General features: G+C 60.2%; 13 protein-coding genes and 1 rRNA gene. 7 read left to right on the forward strand and 7 right to left on the reverse strand.

Annotated elements, in window-relative coordinates; translation table 11 throughout:
• The first annotated feature begins 10 nt into the window (after window positions 1–10).
• A 5S ribosomal RNA gene (gene rrf, locus ABJ076_RS10235) occupies window positions 11–125 on the forward strand.
• A 189-nt stretch (window positions 126–314) separates the two neighbouring features.
• Window positions 315–1,268, forward strand: coding sequence for a hypothetical protein (locus tag ABJ076_RS10240; protein WP_348199097.1), 954 nt, complete (start codon window positions 315–317; stop codon window positions 1,266–1,268).
• A gap of 229 nt (window positions 1,269–1,497) precedes the next feature.
• Here the strand turns inward: ABJ076_RS10240 and ABJ076_RS10245 are convergent, their stop codons facing one another.
• The 3 genes from ABJ076_RS10245 to ABJ076_RS10255 form a co-directional block, all read right to left on the reverse strand.
• Window positions 1,498–2,649, reverse strand: coding sequence for a methyl-accepting chemotaxis protein (locus ABJ076_RS10245; protein WP_348189657.1), 1,152 nt, complete (start codon window positions 2,647–2,649; stop codon window positions 1,498–1,500).
• Complete coding sequence (locus tag ABJ076_RS10250; RefSeq protein WP_348189658.1) at window positions 2,650–3,183, reverse strand: PAS domain-containing protein; 534 nt, start codon at window positions 3,181–3,183, stop codon at window positions 2,650–2,652.
• A 207-nt stretch (window positions 3,184–3,390) separates the two neighbouring features.
• Window positions 3,391–4,332, reverse strand: coding sequence for a helix-turn-helix domain-containing protein (locus ABJ076_RS10255; RefSeq protein WP_348189660.1), 942 nt, complete (start codon window positions 4,330–4,332; stop codon window positions 3,391–3,393).
• Between the two features lie 84 nt (window positions 4,333–4,416).
• Here ABJ076_RS10255 and ABJ076_RS10260 point away from each other — a divergent pair, with 84 nt between their 5' ends.
• From ABJ076_RS10260 to ABJ076_RS10280, 5 genes are read left to right on the forward strand one after another with little or no spacing between them, the layout of a single operon-like run.
• A complete protein-coding gene (locus ABJ076_RS10260; RefSeq protein ID WP_348189662.1) occupies window positions 4,417–5,325 on the forward strand; it encodes a 3-keto-5-aminohexanoate cleavage protein in 909 nt (302 codons plus the stop codon).
• Window positions 5,322–6,764, forward strand: coding sequence for a carnitine 3-dehydrogenase (locus tag ABJ076_RS10265; protein WP_348189664.1), 1,443 nt, complete (start codon window positions 5,322–5,324; stop codon window positions 6,762–6,764). The genes ABJ076_RS10260 and ABJ076_RS10265 overlap by 4 nt, the downstream gene beginning before the upstream one ends.
• Window positions 6,764–7,924 carry an acyl-CoA dehydrogenase family protein gene (locus ABJ076_RS10270; RefSeq protein WP_348189666.1) on the forward strand — a complete coding sequence of 387 codons (1,161 nt, stop codon included), beginning with the start codon at window positions 6,764–6,766 and terminating at the stop codon, window positions 7,922–7,924. The genes ABJ076_RS10265 and ABJ076_RS10270 overlap by 1 nt, the downstream gene beginning before the upstream one ends.
• Before the next feature lie 6 nt (window positions 7,925–7,930).
• Window positions 7,931–9,979 carry an acetate--CoA ligase family protein gene (locus ABJ076_RS10275; protein ID WP_348189668.1) on the forward strand — a complete coding sequence of 683 codons (2,049 nt, stop codon included), beginning with the start codon at window positions 7,931–7,933 and terminating at the stop codon, window positions 9,977–9,979.
• Window positions 9,972–10,757, forward strand: a complete 786-nt coding sequence (locus ABJ076_RS10280) for a carnitinyl-CoA dehydratase (RefSeq protein WP_348189670.1) — start codon at window positions 9,972–9,974, stop codon at window positions 10,755–10,757. The genes ABJ076_RS10275 and ABJ076_RS10280 overlap by 8 nt, the downstream gene beginning before the upstream one ends.
• A gap of 7 nt (window positions 10,758–10,764) precedes the next feature.
• Here ABJ076_RS10280 and ABJ076_RS10285 read toward each other — a convergent pair whose 3' ends face one another.
• Genes ABJ076_RS10285 through phnC form a run of 4 tightly spaced genes read right to left on the reverse strand, consistent with a single transcriptional unit; the run spans window position 10,765 to window position 14,927 of the window.
• The gene (locus ABJ076_RS10285; RefSeq protein ID WP_348189671.1) at window positions 10,765–12,405 is read right to left on the reverse strand and encodes a Na/Pi cotransporter family protein; all 1,641 of its coding nucleotides are present in this window, start codon (window positions 12,403–12,405) and stop codon (window positions 10,765–10,767) included.
• Between the two features lie 43 nt (window positions 12,406–12,448).
• Entirely contained in the window at window positions 12,449–13,273 is an 825-nt protein-coding gene (gene phnE / locus ABJ076_RS10290) for a phosphonate ABC transporter, permease protein PhnE (protein ID WP_348189673.1), read from the reverse strand.
• A complete protein-coding gene (gene phnE / locus ABJ076_RS10295; protein ID WP_348189675.1) occupies window positions 13,273–14,085 on the reverse strand; it encodes a phosphonate ABC transporter, permease protein PhnE in 813 nt (270 codons plus the stop codon). Before phnE (ABJ076_RS10295) ends, phnE (ABJ076_RS10290) begins: the two co-directional genes overlap by 1 nt.
• The gene (gene phnC, locus ABJ076_RS10300) at window positions 14,082–14,927 is read right to left on the reverse strand and encodes a phosphonate ABC transporter ATP-binding protein (RefSeq protein WP_348189677.1); all 846 of its coding nucleotides are present in this window, start codon (window positions 14,925–14,927) and stop codon (window positions 14,082–14,084) included. Before phnC ends, phnE (ABJ076_RS10295) begins: the two co-directional genes overlap by 4 nt.
• Window positions 14,928–14,970: the final 43 nt, after the last annotated feature.

Below are 14,970 nucleotides of genomic sequence, written 5' to 3' on the forward strand. Positions count from 1 at the left end.
TCGTAGATGACCTGGTGGTCATGGCGAGGGGCCCGCACCCGATCCCATTCCGAACTCGGCCGTGAAAACCCTCCGCGCCAATGGTACTGCGTCTTAAGGCGTGGGAGAGTAGGTCGCCGCCAGGTCATCTACGAACAAGAATAATTCTTAACCTCACACAATTACGCATCTAGGAACCCCGCTTTTATGGCGGGGTTTTTCAGTTTATCGGGAAAATGGACACTGCATTTTTCCGATATAGTTCCCTAAAAAATAACCGGATTTGGCATGTGTCTTGCTTGTTTGTGACCGGCACAAATTGTCGGAAGCAGATGATGAAGATCGATGGACCGAGTGGTGGCCTCTATGACGACTGGCTGCGTTCTATCAAGACAGGCGAGGTAGCCGCCGCGACAGGGAGCGCTGTCGAGGATTTCTCAAAAGAAATCAAGGGAGAGGGCGACTTCAAGGCGGAAGACGTCGAGAAGGCTGTTGCCAGAATTGAAGAAAAACTGGCCGACGAGGGAGCCCTGGGAGGCAAAGGTGAACTTGAGACTCAGTTTGCCGAGTTCCTGAACCGTCTGCTTGTTTCTCTACAGGAAGATGATCAGAACGCCGGGGATATGGCAGCGGACTCCGGCGCCGACAACGGCGGGGGTGTCGCCTCAGGGACGGCGGCGGCTCCATCCGGAGGCGCCCCTGGGCCAGACGAGGCGAAGGTCGAGCCGAGCAGGGTCACGATTGACGGCATTGAGGTTATCGTTTCCGGCCATTCGGTTGACGACATGGAAGGACGGTCTCTGTTCCGGACGGTAGGCGATGAGGAAAATCTGCGTCTGAATGACAGCTACATCAATCTGGAAAGCAATTCGGAGGACTTTGTTCAGGCCGTGATGGAAGTGTTTGAATCCAGACCGTATGAGCCGCTACCGGCCGGAAGTTCCATCTATATGTCGATCTCGTCCGGGGCGCTGAAGGGAGAGATCAAACCTCAGAAAATAGCGAACGACCATGAGGAAAAAGTCGCGCAGGACCGAAAGATTGTTACTGACTTCTTTGAAATGGTCGATATCGAGCGACAACTGAAGGAAGAATACGGAGAGGATGTGAAGCTCACCTACAGTCATGCAGACCAGAGCTATATCATGCTGACATCGACCGATTTACATTATGACGATTTGGCGTCGGTTGAGGAAAATACGGTCCACCTGCTCGAGTCTCTGGGCAACGACCAGGACATGCTCGGCAATGTTAAAGACATTCTTCAGGAACGCGGCCTGTTTACCTGACCCGTATTCAGCCTCTGGCCTTAAGGCCAGAGGCTGACCTGAGGCGTCTCCTATCTCAAGGCCGTTATAACCGTATCGACAGTGCTGACAGCGGCAACGTTCTGAAGCGCGATCTCGTAGATGAGCTTGGCGGGACGCGTGCTGGCTATGCTGAAGGCAAGACAGACTTTATCAGAGCCGTTCTTGCCGCATTGGGCTGAAGCTTTCCTTCAACCCCGAACGTTGCAAATCAGACTACGGAGCGGACCCTGCTAAGGAAGTCTCCGACTACTGAACGTAGAGATTCCGCCTGCACGGACAGTTCGCTCGCGGCACCATTAACCTCATGCGCCGTACGATTGGTCTCCTGAGCGGATGCTGTGACAGCCGTTATGTTTTCCGTCACTTCGGATGTTCCCGCCGACGCCTGCTCGATATTGCCGGCTATCTCCCGTGTGGCGGCGGACTGTTCTTCCACTGCGGCGGAGACGGCGGCGTTCGCTTCGTTGATTGTGCTCACCTGGGTGGAGATGTCGCGAATACCGGTGATAGTATGTTTGCTTGCCTCCTCGATGCTCCGCACGAAGCCATTGATCTCTTCAGTCGCCCCGCTGGTCTGGTTGGCCAGTGCCTTGACCTCGTTCGCGACCACGGCAAACCCTTTCCCGGCTTCACCTGCCCGCGCGGCCTCGATGGTGGCGTTTAGTGCGAGAAGGTTTGTCTGCTCGGCGATCTCGCTGATGATCTTGAGCGCACCGACGATATTGGCTGTTGCCTGCTCAAGACTATCGACGCGTTGGGTTACCTGGCCCGTGAGCGCGGCCGCGTCATTGGCGACACCGGATGCGTGCGATACCTGCTGGCTGATTTCAGTGATCGACGAGGAGAGCTGTTCCGATGCCAAGGCAACGGACTGAACATTGACCGAGGCCTCCTCTGCGGCGGCAGCGACGGAGGTTGCTCGCTGACTCGTATCCTCGGCGATGTTCTGCATGCTCTCCGAAGATGACATCAGCTCCGTCGACGCCGATGCAACCGTTTCGACGATGCTCTGCACAGTGTTCTCGAACGCGTTTGTTGCGCCGGAAAATTCCTGAACCCGTTGGTCGATTGAGGAAAGGGCGCTATTGACGGAGCGGGATGCGTTCAGGAAGTCTCCCTGCATCCCGGTCTCGATGATCTTGCGGTAATACTTGTTCTCACTGACATGAGACATGCAGGCTGCGGATTCCCGCACATAGGAGTCGCAACGGTCGACGAGGTCGTTGACCAGGTGAAGGAGTTCCGCAGTCTCCGAATTGCCGGAAATCTGCGTGACCCGCTGATCGAAATCACCTTTCACGAGTTTCTTCAGGACGGGAATGGCGGCCTTGATGTCCTTGCTGCTGGCTGATCCGAACATCTAAACCCCCAATGCAAACATAAGTTCGTTGAATGACATGTTCTTCGAGTGAAGCAAATCGAGGACATGCTTTTCACCAGCAGCCAGGGCATCCTTCGGGCTCCCGGCAGAGCGTTCTATCTTGAGTAACTCAGTGTAAAGCGGCTGGATATGCGCGCGGATTACGTCGCGGTTCGGTGCGCGTCGGTTGCTGTGGTAGCCGATGATTGACTTGTTCGCACCCCAGTTCGGCGTCACATGGGCGAAGACCCAGTAGTGATCACCGTTCTTTGCCCGATTGTTTACATAAGCGAAGATCTCGTCTCCACCCTTGATAGTGTCCCAAAACAGCTTAAACACGGTGCGCGGCATCTCTGGATGACGGATGATGTTGTGTTGCACGCCGATGCATTCGGCGGGCGTGTAGCCCGCGAACTTGTAGAATGTCCTGTTAGCGTAACGGATTTTTCCGGCGACGTCTGTCTTGGTGACGATCAATTCGTCCGAAGCCAGCGATCGCTCGACGCCCGTTAGAGGCACTTTTTTATTATGCATTTAACACCTGTCAGTACTGATGCTAACCGCGCCCCTTTTCCGGGGCGGCGGCAGTAACGCAAGGAAACAAGTTGTGAGGCAGAAGGTCAGAACCTAGTAGGTATGCATAGCTGGAGATGCCACAAATTGGAAGGCGCATGAAGGATGGCGATAATATGTCGCAATTTTTTCGATGGGGAACCGTCCCCTGGCAGCAGGCAGACTGCCTTAAACTTTTATATTGCGGGGTGCGTGGCCATGTGTGGTGCGGAAGGCGCGCGTGAAGGCGCTGGGATCTGAATAGCCGCAACGCAAGGCTATTTCGGCTATTGAGAGGTCTCCGTCACGCACCAGTCTGAGGGCTTCCGCCATACGGAGTTGCCGGTAGACGGTTCTGGGCGTGGCGCCGAAGGTTCTCCTGAACCGATCTTCCAGATCCCGTTGGCGGCATCCGGCGGCTCTCGCCAGCACAGCAATGGTGAGAGGCGCCTCCAGATTATCTCGCATCAGCGCCAGAGCGCGCTGCACCCGGCGATCTCCCGGTGTGCGGCTGCTCTGGGCGCCGGCACCGTCTCCTCCTTGCATGAAGAGCCCGGCGATCTCGATTGATACCGCAGCACCGTGGGTGCTGGCGATCAGGTGCTGCATGAGCTCGAAAGCTGTTGTTGCTCCTCCCGCGCTCATCCGGTTGCGGTCAATGATCCAGCGTTCGCGATGCGCCATTACGTCAGGGAAGCGCTCAGAAAAGCGGTCGAACTCGTCGAAATGGATCGTCGCGTTATAGCCGTTCAATAGACCTGCCTCTGCCAGCAGCCAGCTTCCCGCATCGAGACCGGCGAGGGTCTCGAACCGGTGTGCAGCCGCCCGGAGCGCATCAAGGCAGGCTGGAGTGCCGTAGGTCCGGTAGGCGTAGCTCGGCAATATGAACAGCGCATCGCCGCCAGGCATGTCCGACAACTTGCTGTCGGGCATCAACTGCATGCCGCTTGAGGAGGTTACCGGCCCGCCATCGAGACTCAGCAACCGCCAGCGATAGGCGGTGCGTCCAAGCGCATCATTGGCAGCACGCATCGGCTCGACTGTGTTGGCGAGGCAGTAGTTTGAAAAGCGGTCGAAAAGCAGGACCGAGATCTCCTGAATTCCGTCGCTCTGATTTATCCAAATAGGCATGATTAGGAGCTAAAACGGCATGATGACTCTTGTCAACGCATCCTAGGCTGGCGGCAACTTAAAGACTGATGCTGGGAGATCACGATGCCGCTCGAAATGAACCGCGAGGTTTTCATCACCTGTGCCGTCACCGGTTCCGGAGGCACGCAGGATCGCAGCCCGCATGTTCCCCGCAGCCCGCAGCAGATCGCCGACAGTGCCATCGCCGCCGCCAAGGCCGGCGCGGCTGTGGTTCATTGCCATGTGCGCGATCCCGAAACCGGCGCACCGGCCCGTGACCTGAAGCTCTACCGAGAACTGACAGACCGGGTGCGCGATGCCGAGGTGGATGTTGTCCTCAACCTGACCTCCGGCATGGGTGGCGATCTGGTGTTTGGCAGCCCGTCCAAACCGCTGCCGTTGATCGAGGGCACCGACATGATCGGCGCCGAGGAGCGGGTCGCCCATATCGCCGAGTGCCTGCCGGAGCTTTGTACGCTGGATTGCGGCACGATGAACTTCGCCGAAAAAGACTACGTCATGACCAACACCCCGGGCATGCTCGAGGCGATGGGCTCGATGATGACGAAGCTCGGCGTGAAACCGGAGATCGAGGCTTTCGATACGGGGCATCTATGGCTCGCCAAGAAGCTGGTCGATGACGGTGTGTTGGAAAGCCCGGCCCTGGTGCAGCTCTGCATGGGCGTGCCGTGGGGGGCGCCTGACGACCTGAATACGCTGATGGCAATGGTCAACAATGTACCGGAGGACTGGAACTGGTCTGCTTTCGCTCTCGGTCGGCACCAGATGCCTTACGTCGCCGCCTCGGTTCTGGCCGGCGGCAATGTCCGCGTTGGGCTTGAAGACAATCTCTGGCTTGCCAAGGGACAGCTTGCGACGAACGCGCAACTGGTCGAGAAAGCCGTCACCATCATCGAGAATCTTGGTGCGACCGTGATCGGACCGGATGCCGTTCGCAAGAAACTCGGTCTTGTGAAACGGGCACCGAAATGAGCGGAGCAGGGAAAACAGCCGCGATTATCGGCGGCGGCGTCATCGGCGGCGCCTGGGCGGCCCGCTTCCTGCTGAACGGCTGGGACGTTCGGCTGTTCGACCCGGATGCGGAAGCCGAGCGAAAGATGGCGGAGGTCCTGGGCAACGCCCGTCACGCCCTGCCAATGCTGTATGAAACGGCGCTTCCGGCGGAAGGCACGCTGAGCCATGTCGCGACCATTGCGGATGCGGTCACGGGTGCCGACTGGATCCAGGAGAGCGTGCCGGAGCGGCTCGAGCTGAAGCACAAGGTCTTTGCCGACATTGAAGCCGCAGCGGCGGCCAATACCCCGATTGGGTCCTCCACTTCCGGTTTCAAGCCGTCGGAGCTTTCCGAAGGCGCCGAGCATCCGGGCCGTATTTTTGTCGCTCACCCCTTCAACCCGGTCTATCTGCTGCCGCTCATCGAAGTGGTCCCGGGACCGAACGCAGACTTGGCGGTTATCGGGAAGGCCGAGGAATTGTTACGCTCTGTCGGCTGCTACCCGCTGCGGGTTCGGGCCGAGATAGATGCGCATATTGCCGACAGGTTCCTGGAAGCGGTCTGGCGCGAGGCGCTCTGGCTGGTGAAAGACGGGGTCGCGACCACCGAAGAGATCGATAATGCGATCCGCTATGGCTTCGGCCTGCGCTGGGCGCAGATGGGGCTTTTCGAGACCTACCGGATCGCTGGCGGGGAAGCGGGCATGGAGCATTTCATCGCCCAATTCGGCCCATGCCTCAAATGGCCCTGGACAAAACTGATGGACGTGCCGGAGCTAACCGACGATCTGATCAAGCAGATCGCAGACCAGTCCGACGCGCAGTCCGGTGCTTTGTCGATCCGTGAACTGGAGCGGCTGCGGGACAATAACCTTGTCGCCATGATGCGGTCCCTGAAAGGCCAGGGCGCTGCTGTTGGCAAGCTAATCGCGGAGCATGAGGGCACTCTGGCCAAACCGTCGGCAGACGGAGCTCTGGTGCGCTCAGTGGACCGTATCGTGCCAGTCGACTGGACCGATTATAATGGGCACATGAACGAGAGCCGTTATGGCCAGGTCTTCTCGGATGCGGCCGACGCGATGATGAAGCTGGTCGGTGCAGATGCCGCCTATATTGACAGCGGTAAAAGCTACTTCACCGTGGACTCTCGGATCCGCTACCTGAACGAGACACTGGCGGGGCAGCGGATCACAGTCGACAGCCAGGTGCTGGAAGGCAAAGGCAAGAAGTACCGCGTCTTCCACCGGATGAAGAACGAGGCGGGGGAGGAACTGGCGACGGGCGAGCAGCTCATGATCCATGTGGACCTGACCACTCGAAGCTCCTCTGTGCCGGATGCCTCCGTTCTGGAAAAGCTGGAAGCCCTCGCGGCGGCCCACGCCACGCTGCCGCAACCGGATCCTTCGGAGGTGCTCTGATGCATTTCGGACTGAGCGAAGAGCAGGAGATGGTCGTCTCCACGGTGCGGGATTTCGTTGAGAACGAAATCTACCCGCATGAGGCCGAGGTCGAGCGGACAGGCGAGGTGCGACCCGAGCTAGCTGAGGCGATCAAGCAGAAGACCCTCGATCTTGGCTTCTACGCCTCGAACTTTCCCGAAAGTGTCGGCGGCGGCGGGCTGAGCCATCTTGAGTTCGCACTGGTCGAGCGTGAGCTTGGACGCGGTTCCATGGCGCTGACCCATTTCTTCGGCCGTCCGCAGAACATCCTGATGGCCTGCAAAGACGACCAGATCGAGCGGTACCTGACCCCGGCGGTCAAGGGTGAGCGTATGGATGCGCTGGCCATGACGGAACCGGGGGCGGGCTCGGACGTGCGCGGCATGACCTGTGCGGCGAAGCGCGACGGCGGCGACTGGGTGCTGAACGGCAGCAAACACTTCATCTCCGGCGCCGATCATGCCGATTTCATCATTGTTTTTGTTGCGACCGGCGAGGACGACACCCCGCGCGGCCCAAAGAAGCGGATCACCACGTTTCTGGTGGACCGGGGCACGCCCGGCTTCACCATCCGCGACGGCTACAAATCCGTCAGCCATCGCGGATACAAGAACATGATCCTCGAATTTGACGATTGCCGTCTACCGGATGCCCAGGTGCTGGGTGAGGTCGATGGCGGCTTCGAGGTGATGAACGAATGGCTTTACGCCACCCGCATCACGGTCGCCACCATGGCCGTCGGGAGGGCCCGGCGCTGTTTCGATATGGGGCTCGCCTATGCCGCCGAGCGCAAGCAGTTCGGACAGGCTATAGGCAAGTTCCAGGGCATCAGCTTCCAGCTTGCAGACATGATCACGGAGATCGATGCCGCCGACTGGCTGACCCTGGCATCCGCCTGGCGGCTCGATCAGGGTTTGCCTGCCAACCGGGAGATCGCGAGCGCGAAAGTCTATGCCTCGGAGATGTTGGCCCGGGTGACGGATGCCACGTTGCAGATCTACGGCGGCATGGGGCTGATGGACGATTTCCCGATCGAGCGGTTCTGGCGGGATGCCAGGGTCGAGCGGATCTGGGACGGCACCTCGGAAATCCAGCGTCACATCATCAGCCGGGAATTGCTCCGGCCGTTGGGCGCCTGACGCTCCATGTCATCAGCTCTTGAACGACTGCTCCGGCCCCGATCCATTGCGGTGATCGGGGGCGGCGCTTGGTGTGCGAATGTTGTCGCTGAATGCCGCAAGATCGGCTTCGAGGGCGCGCTTTGGCCAATCCACCCGAAACGGGATGAGGTCGCCGGCGTCCCGACTTATGACTCGATTGCCAGTTTGCCGGATGCGCCGGACGCCACCTTTATCGGTATCAACCGCCATGCCACAGTGGAGGCTGTGGCTGAACTGGCGGAGATGGGCGCGGGCGGTGCCGTCTGTTTCGCCAGTGGTTTCCGAGAGGCGGACCGGGAAACCGGCGACGGTGCTGCGCTGCAGGACCGTTTGCTGGAAGTGGCTGGCGACATGGTTCTGCTCGGCCCGAACTGTTACGGGCTGATCAACTATCTCGACGGCGCGGCACTCTGGCCGGACCTGCATGGCGGGAGACCGGTTGAACGCGGTGTGGCTATCGTCGCCCAATCATCCAACATCGCGATCAATCTGACCATGCAACGCCGTGGCCTACCGCTGGCCTATGTGGTGACCGTCGGCAACCAGGCCCAGACCGGTTTCGCGGAAGTCGGCATGTGCCTGCTGGACGATCCGCGTGTAACGGCGCTTGGCCTTTATATCGAGGGTGTCGGCGACCTTCGCGCCTTCGAGGCGCTTGCGGAAAAGGCCCGCAGACTAGGCAAATCCATCGTCGCGCTGAAAGTCGGCCGGTCTGACGAAGCGCGGACGGGGGCTGTATCTCACACCGCCTCTCTTGCAGGGAGCGATGCGGGTGCGTCGGCGCTGCTTGAGCGGCTTGGCATTGCGGAAACCCGAAGCCTTCCGGCCTTGCTTGAGACCTTGAAGCTATTGCATGTGACCGGCCCACTGCCGTCGAACAGGATCGCTTCCATGTCCTGCTCTGGCGGCGAGGCCAGCCTGATGGCCGACACTGGCTTGTCGCGCGGCGTTGTCTATCCGCCGCTGGAAGACGCGCAGCGCGCGGATCTTGCCGGTGCACTTGGCCCGAAAGTGACGCTCGCCAATCCGCTCGACTACCACACCTATATCTGGGGCGATGAAGCGGCTATCGAACAGACCTTTACCGCCATGATGCAGGGCAGCGGTCTTGCGCTCGGGATCGTGGTGCTGGACTTTCCGAAGGTGGAGCTCGGCGGGGCCGCCGAGTGGGATCAGGTGATCCGCGCCGTGCACAAGACTATGGCGAACAGTGGAAAGCCGATGGCGATCCTGGCGTCTCTGCCGGAGAACCTTCCCGAAAAGGTGGCGGAGACGCTGTTTGGTCTCGGCATAGTCCCTTTCACGGGCATGGATGAAGCTCTGACTGCGATTGCGGCTGCGGCCTGGCTTGGGATGGATCGCTCGCCTTCCGAGCCGCTGCTTCTTCCGGGGACACCGGGAAATCTCGGCACTCATTCAGAGAGGGAGGCGAAAGAGGCACTGGCCCGTCATGGCCTTTCAGTGCCGAAGAGTATCGAAGCATCCAATGCAGAAAGTGCAGCGGCGGCCGTTGGCGAAATCGGTTTTCCGCTGGCGCTGAAAGGTATCGGGATCGCGCACAAAACCGAGGCGGGGGCTGTAAGGGTCGGGCTCGCAAGCGCGGAAGAGGTGCGCGCGGCCGCGCACGCCATGCCGACGGAGAGTTTTCTGGTCGAGCGGATGGTCCAAGGCGCGGTTGCGGAATTACTGGTCGGCGTGACGCTGGATCCGGCGCATGGTTATGTTCTGACGCTTGCCGCCGGCGGCGTGCAGACGGAGATCCTGAAGGACAGCGCAACGCTTCTGCTGCCCGCGTCCGATGTGGAGATTGAGGCTGCGCTGGACAGGCTCCGGATCGCGCCGTTGCTCGCTGGTTATCGCGGCGCTCCGCCCGCTGATAGTGCTGCGATTGTCGCTGCCGTGCAGGCAGTACAGGAATTTGTGGCTGCCCAGGACGGGCGAGTCAGTGAAGTGGAAATCAACCCGCTGCTCTGTTTGCCCCAGGGCGCGGTTGCAGTGGATGCCCTGATCAGGATGGGAGACGACAATGACTGAAGGCCCGATCAAGACCCGGCGCGATGGCCATGTGCTTGAAGTCACACTGGACCGGCCCAAGGCGAACGCCATCGATCTCGCGACCAGCCGGATCATGGGGGACACTTTCGCCACCTTCCGTGACGATCCGGAACTGCGCGTCTGCATCGTCACCGGAGCGGGCGAGAAGTTCTTCTGCCCGGGCTGGGATCTGAAAGCGGCCGCCGCCGGGGATGAAGTCGACGGGGATTACGGTGTTGGCGGCTTTGGCGGTTTGCAGGAATTGCGCGGGTTGAACAAGCCGGTGATCGCGGCTGTGAATGGGATCTGCTGCGGTGGCGGGCTGGAGCTTGCACTCTCCGCCGACATCATCCTCGCCGCCGATCATGCGAGTTTCGCGCTGCCGGAGATTCGTTCGGGTACCGTGGCCGACGCGGCGACCGTCAAGCTGCCGAAGCGCATCCCCTATCACATCGCCATGGAGATGCTGTTCACCGGGCGCTGGATCGAGGTCGACGAAGCCGCGCGCTGGGGCATGGTGAACCATGTCTATCCCGGAGCGTCCCTGATGGACGAGGCGCGGAAGCTGGCGAAACATCTGGCCGATGGGCCGCCGCTGGTCTTCTCCGCCATTAAGGAAATTGTCCGCGAGGCCGAGGACATGACCTTCCGGGATGCCATGAACCGGATCACCAAGCGCCAATTCGAGACGGTCGACCGGCTCTATTCATCGGAAGACAACCGGGAAGGCTATACCGCCTTCGCCGAAGGGCGAGATCCGGTCTGGACGGGCCGCTGAGGCAGAGCTACTCGTCCCGTAGCCGGCTCTCTGAAATCTGGCCTGTCGATTCCAGGATTGGATAAGCGACCGAGGTGATGTGGCTATTGATCCGCTTGAGGTCACGCAGCACGTCAAGATGCAGGGAGGAGCTGTTCAGGGACTCCATCTTGCCGTCCCGGATACGATTGTAGTGCGCTTCGGAAAACTTCTGCTCCAGCTCTCGGATATGGACTTTCTGTTCCATCAGGCGTCTGGCCAGGCGCGGATCGCCTGTCATGAAGATACTGAGTGACAGCTTGAGGTTGGCCAACACATCGCTGTGCAGTGCTTCGAGTTCCTCCAGCCCGTCCTTGGAGAAGGTTGAGCCGTCTTTCAGTTTCTTGGTCGCGAGTTCCAGCAGATTCTTGTCGATGATGTCGCCGATATGCTCGAGATTCGTGGTGAAGGTGAGGATCTCGACAACACGGCGGCTTTCGGTTGGGTCCAGTTCCTGGCGCGACAGCTTGGTCAGGTAGATCTTGACAGCTTCATGCAGGGAATCGACCACGTCATCCTCGCGCTCGATCTCCTTGATCTGGTCGAGGGTGCCGTCGCGCAGCACGTCCATGGTCCGGGAGAGCATGATTTCGACTGTATCGCCCATGCGCAGGGTTTCCCGCGCTGCGGCGGAAAGGGCGACTGACGGGGTGTCGAGGCTTTCTTCTTCCAGATGTTTCGGGGCGAGGATGTCGTCCGGCCCGGCCCGATCCGGCAATATGCGCGTGACGAGACGCGCAACCCAGCTGACGAAAGGCAGGAAAATTACGGCGACCGCAAGATTGAAGCCGGTATGGACGTTGGCAACCATGTGCGCTGAATCAGCCGAAAAATTCGCGAAATACGGTACGATCCAGGGTATGAAGCCGAAGGCCAGAATGACCCCGGTTGTGCGCATCAGAAGGTTGCCGACAGGCACCCTCCGCGCCGCCGGATCAGAGCCCCAGTTCATCGCAACGGGGGTAATGGCACTGCCGATATTCGCCCCGAGTACCATCGCGATGGCGAGATGTATTTCCATCACGCCAAGCGATACCAGCGTCATGATCAAAACGATAACTGTCAGGCTCGAATGGGCAAGCCAGGTGAGCAGGGCAGCGAACAGGATTGCCAGCATAGGCTCGCTTTGCAGCGGTGCCAGCAGGAGCGAGACAGTCGGCCCTTCGCGCAGCGGAACCGATGCAAGCATGACCATCTTGATCGCCAGCAGCATCAGGCCGAGACCAATGAAGAACCGCGCAATCGCCCGACGGCGGGAATTCTCCGACGACAGAAAAGCGGTAACGCCGATGAACAGGAAGACCGGCGACATCCAGGAGACGTCGAAAGCCAGGACCTGAACAACGATGGTGCTGCCGACATCCGCGCCGAGCATGAGTGCCAGACCGGCCGGAACGGCAATCATTCTGCGGCCGCCGAACGACCCTACGATCAGAGCCGTTGCCGTGCTGCTCTGCAGGATTGTGGTGACGCCGAGGCCGGTCAGGAACGAGCTGAACCGGTTCCGTGTAGCTGCGGCAACGCCCCGGCGAATACCGGAGCCGAAGGCCCGTGTTACTCCCGTACGCACCATGCGGACGCCCCACAGAAGCAGGGCGACTCCGCCGGCGATGTTGATCAGTAGTTCCATGGACCTGTCCGCGCCCTCGGTCGGGCGCTGTTAGACGCCGTTGTTAGATAATAGCGTGCCGCACTTTGGCGGACACCCACTCGCTGACGAGCACGGTGATCAGGATCAGGATGAAGATCAGGGTCACCTGCGGCCAAGCGAGAACATTAAGAGATTCCTGCAGGCGGAGACCCAGGCCTCCGGCACCGACCAGGCCCAGCACCGTGGATTCCCGGATATTGATGTCCCAGCGAAAAACGGTGATCCCGGCGAAAGCGGGCAGGATCTGCGGCACGACCGCATAATCCATGATCTGTGCCTTGCTGGCCCCGGTAGCGGAAACAGCTTCGACCTGAACCGCGTCGATTTCCTCGATGGCTTCATACAGAAGCTTTGCGACAAACCCGATGGAGCGGAAGGCGATAGCCACGATCCCGGCCATCACGCCGGGACCGATGATGGCCACCAGCAGCAGCGCCCAGATCAGGGAATTGATCGATCGGCTGGAGACAATGATCAACAGGGCGACCGGCCGGAGGAACCGTGTGCTCGGGGTGGTGTTGCGAGCAGCCATAAAGGCAACGGGGACGGCCATGAAAAGCGCAAGAAAGGTGCCGAGCGTTGCGATGGCAATGGTGTCCCAGAGCGGCTCCAGCAGGTTCGGAAGATATTCCCAGCGCGGCGGGACCATACGCGATCCGATATCCAGCGCCTGACGCGGGGCGTCATAGACGAAGGCCCAGATCGTGGTCTTCGTCATCACCTGCCAGCAGAAGATGAAGAAAGCGGCCAGCACCAGCCAGCCCAGCCACAGGGCGAGTTCCTGCCTGGTTGTGCGTTTGCGCCAGATTGGCCCGGACGTGGCCTGTTCGGAGGAAGTATTTGTCATCACTGAAGCCATTTCCGCACGTAGCCTGAAGAATATTCCGCAGCCATCACGATCAGGATAATCAGGATCAGGATTGCCGCTGCGGAGTCGTATTCGTATCGGTCCATGGCCGTATTCAGCGTGGCGCCGATGCCGCCGGCGCCGACGATGCCGATCACTGCCGATTCACGGAAATTGATGTCCAGGCGATAGAGGCTCAGCCCGATCAGGCGCGGCATGACTTGCGGCTGGATCGCGTAAGTTACGATCTGCCACCAGCCGGCGCCGGTCGCCCGAACCGCTTCAGCCTGACTTTCGTCGATATCCTCGATGTCTTCGGCCAGCAGTTTGGCGAGAAAACCGATGGTGCAGAAGGACAGGGTCAGGAACCCGGCAAAGGGCCCGAAGCCGAACATTGCGACGAACAGAATGGCGACGATGATTTCCTGAAAGCTCCTGGACAGGGCAATGATGGCCCGGCAGACGGCATAGACTGGCAACGGAGCAATGTTCCGGGCGGCACCGATCCCGATCGGGACCGAGATGGCGACCCCGACCACGGTCGAGGCGACGGCCATCGTCAGGCTCTCTTCCATGCCGATCAGGATGTCTTCCCAGCGGCTGGTGAAGTCGGGTACGAGGAAGCCCTGGATGAAACGCAGGCCACGATCAAGGCCTTCCCACACGCGTGTCCAGTTGACCTCGACCGAGCCAACGGCGAGGACCATATAGAGCAGTGCGCCGAGATAGAGCGTCCAGCGCAGCCAGGACCGCTTGATGAAGGGTGGACGCGACCAGGTGGTCGGAAAGGCGGGTGAGCTGGCTGTCGTCATGTCAGCCCTGCCAGGCGTTCGCGGTCGAGTGCGGCGGCGATTGCCTCGGCGCTTTCCTCTGTGTCGTCCGCGTCTTCATCCACCTTGCGGATCGTTGCGGACCAGTCTTCTTCACCGTAGATCCGGGTCAGCACGTCCGCATCCAGCTCATCCGGGCTGCCGTCGAAGACGACCTTGCCGCCCTGCAGGCCGATGATGCGCTGAACGAACTGCTGGGCGAGGGCCACGTCGTGGATGTTGATGATCGCCGGCAGGCCGCGCTCATTGCAGATCTCGATGATGAGACGCATGATCTGGCGCGAGGTTTTCGGATCAAGCGAGGCTGTCGGCTCGTCGATAAGCAGCAGGTCCGGGTCCTGCTCAAGTGCGCGGGCAATGCCGACGCGCTGGCGCTGGCCGCCGGACAGGGCATCGGCCCGCTTGTTTACGTGTGCACTGAGACCGACACGGTCGAGCAGTCGGTAGGCGTTTTCGACGGATTCCGGCGGAAATTTGCGAAAGAAGCTGCGCCAGAAGCCGACATAGCCGAGCCGTCCTGAAAGGACGTTCTCCATAACGGTAAGCCGTTCGACCAGAGCATATTCCTGGAAGATCATGCCGATCCGCCGTCGGGCCTGGCGCAGACTGCCACGGCTCAGTCGCGTGATATCCGTGTCGCCCAGAAAGACCGTGCCGGACGAAGGTTCGACAAGCCGGTTGATGCACCGGATAAGCGTGGATTTACCGGCTCCCGACGGCCCGATCAGGCCAATGACCTGACCGGGCTCGACCGTGAGACTCACGTCGGTGAGCGCCCGATCGCCTGTCCCGTAGACTTTTGACAGACCTTCAAGTCGCAACATTAAGGGCGCTCCTCAACTCGTTTCATGGATCGCGTCGCGCGAT

It is taken from the genome of Nisaea sp. (genome assembly GCF_039990255.1).
GTDB lineage: Bacteria > Pseudomonadota > Alphaproteobacteria > Thalassobaculales > Thalassobaculaceae > Nisaea.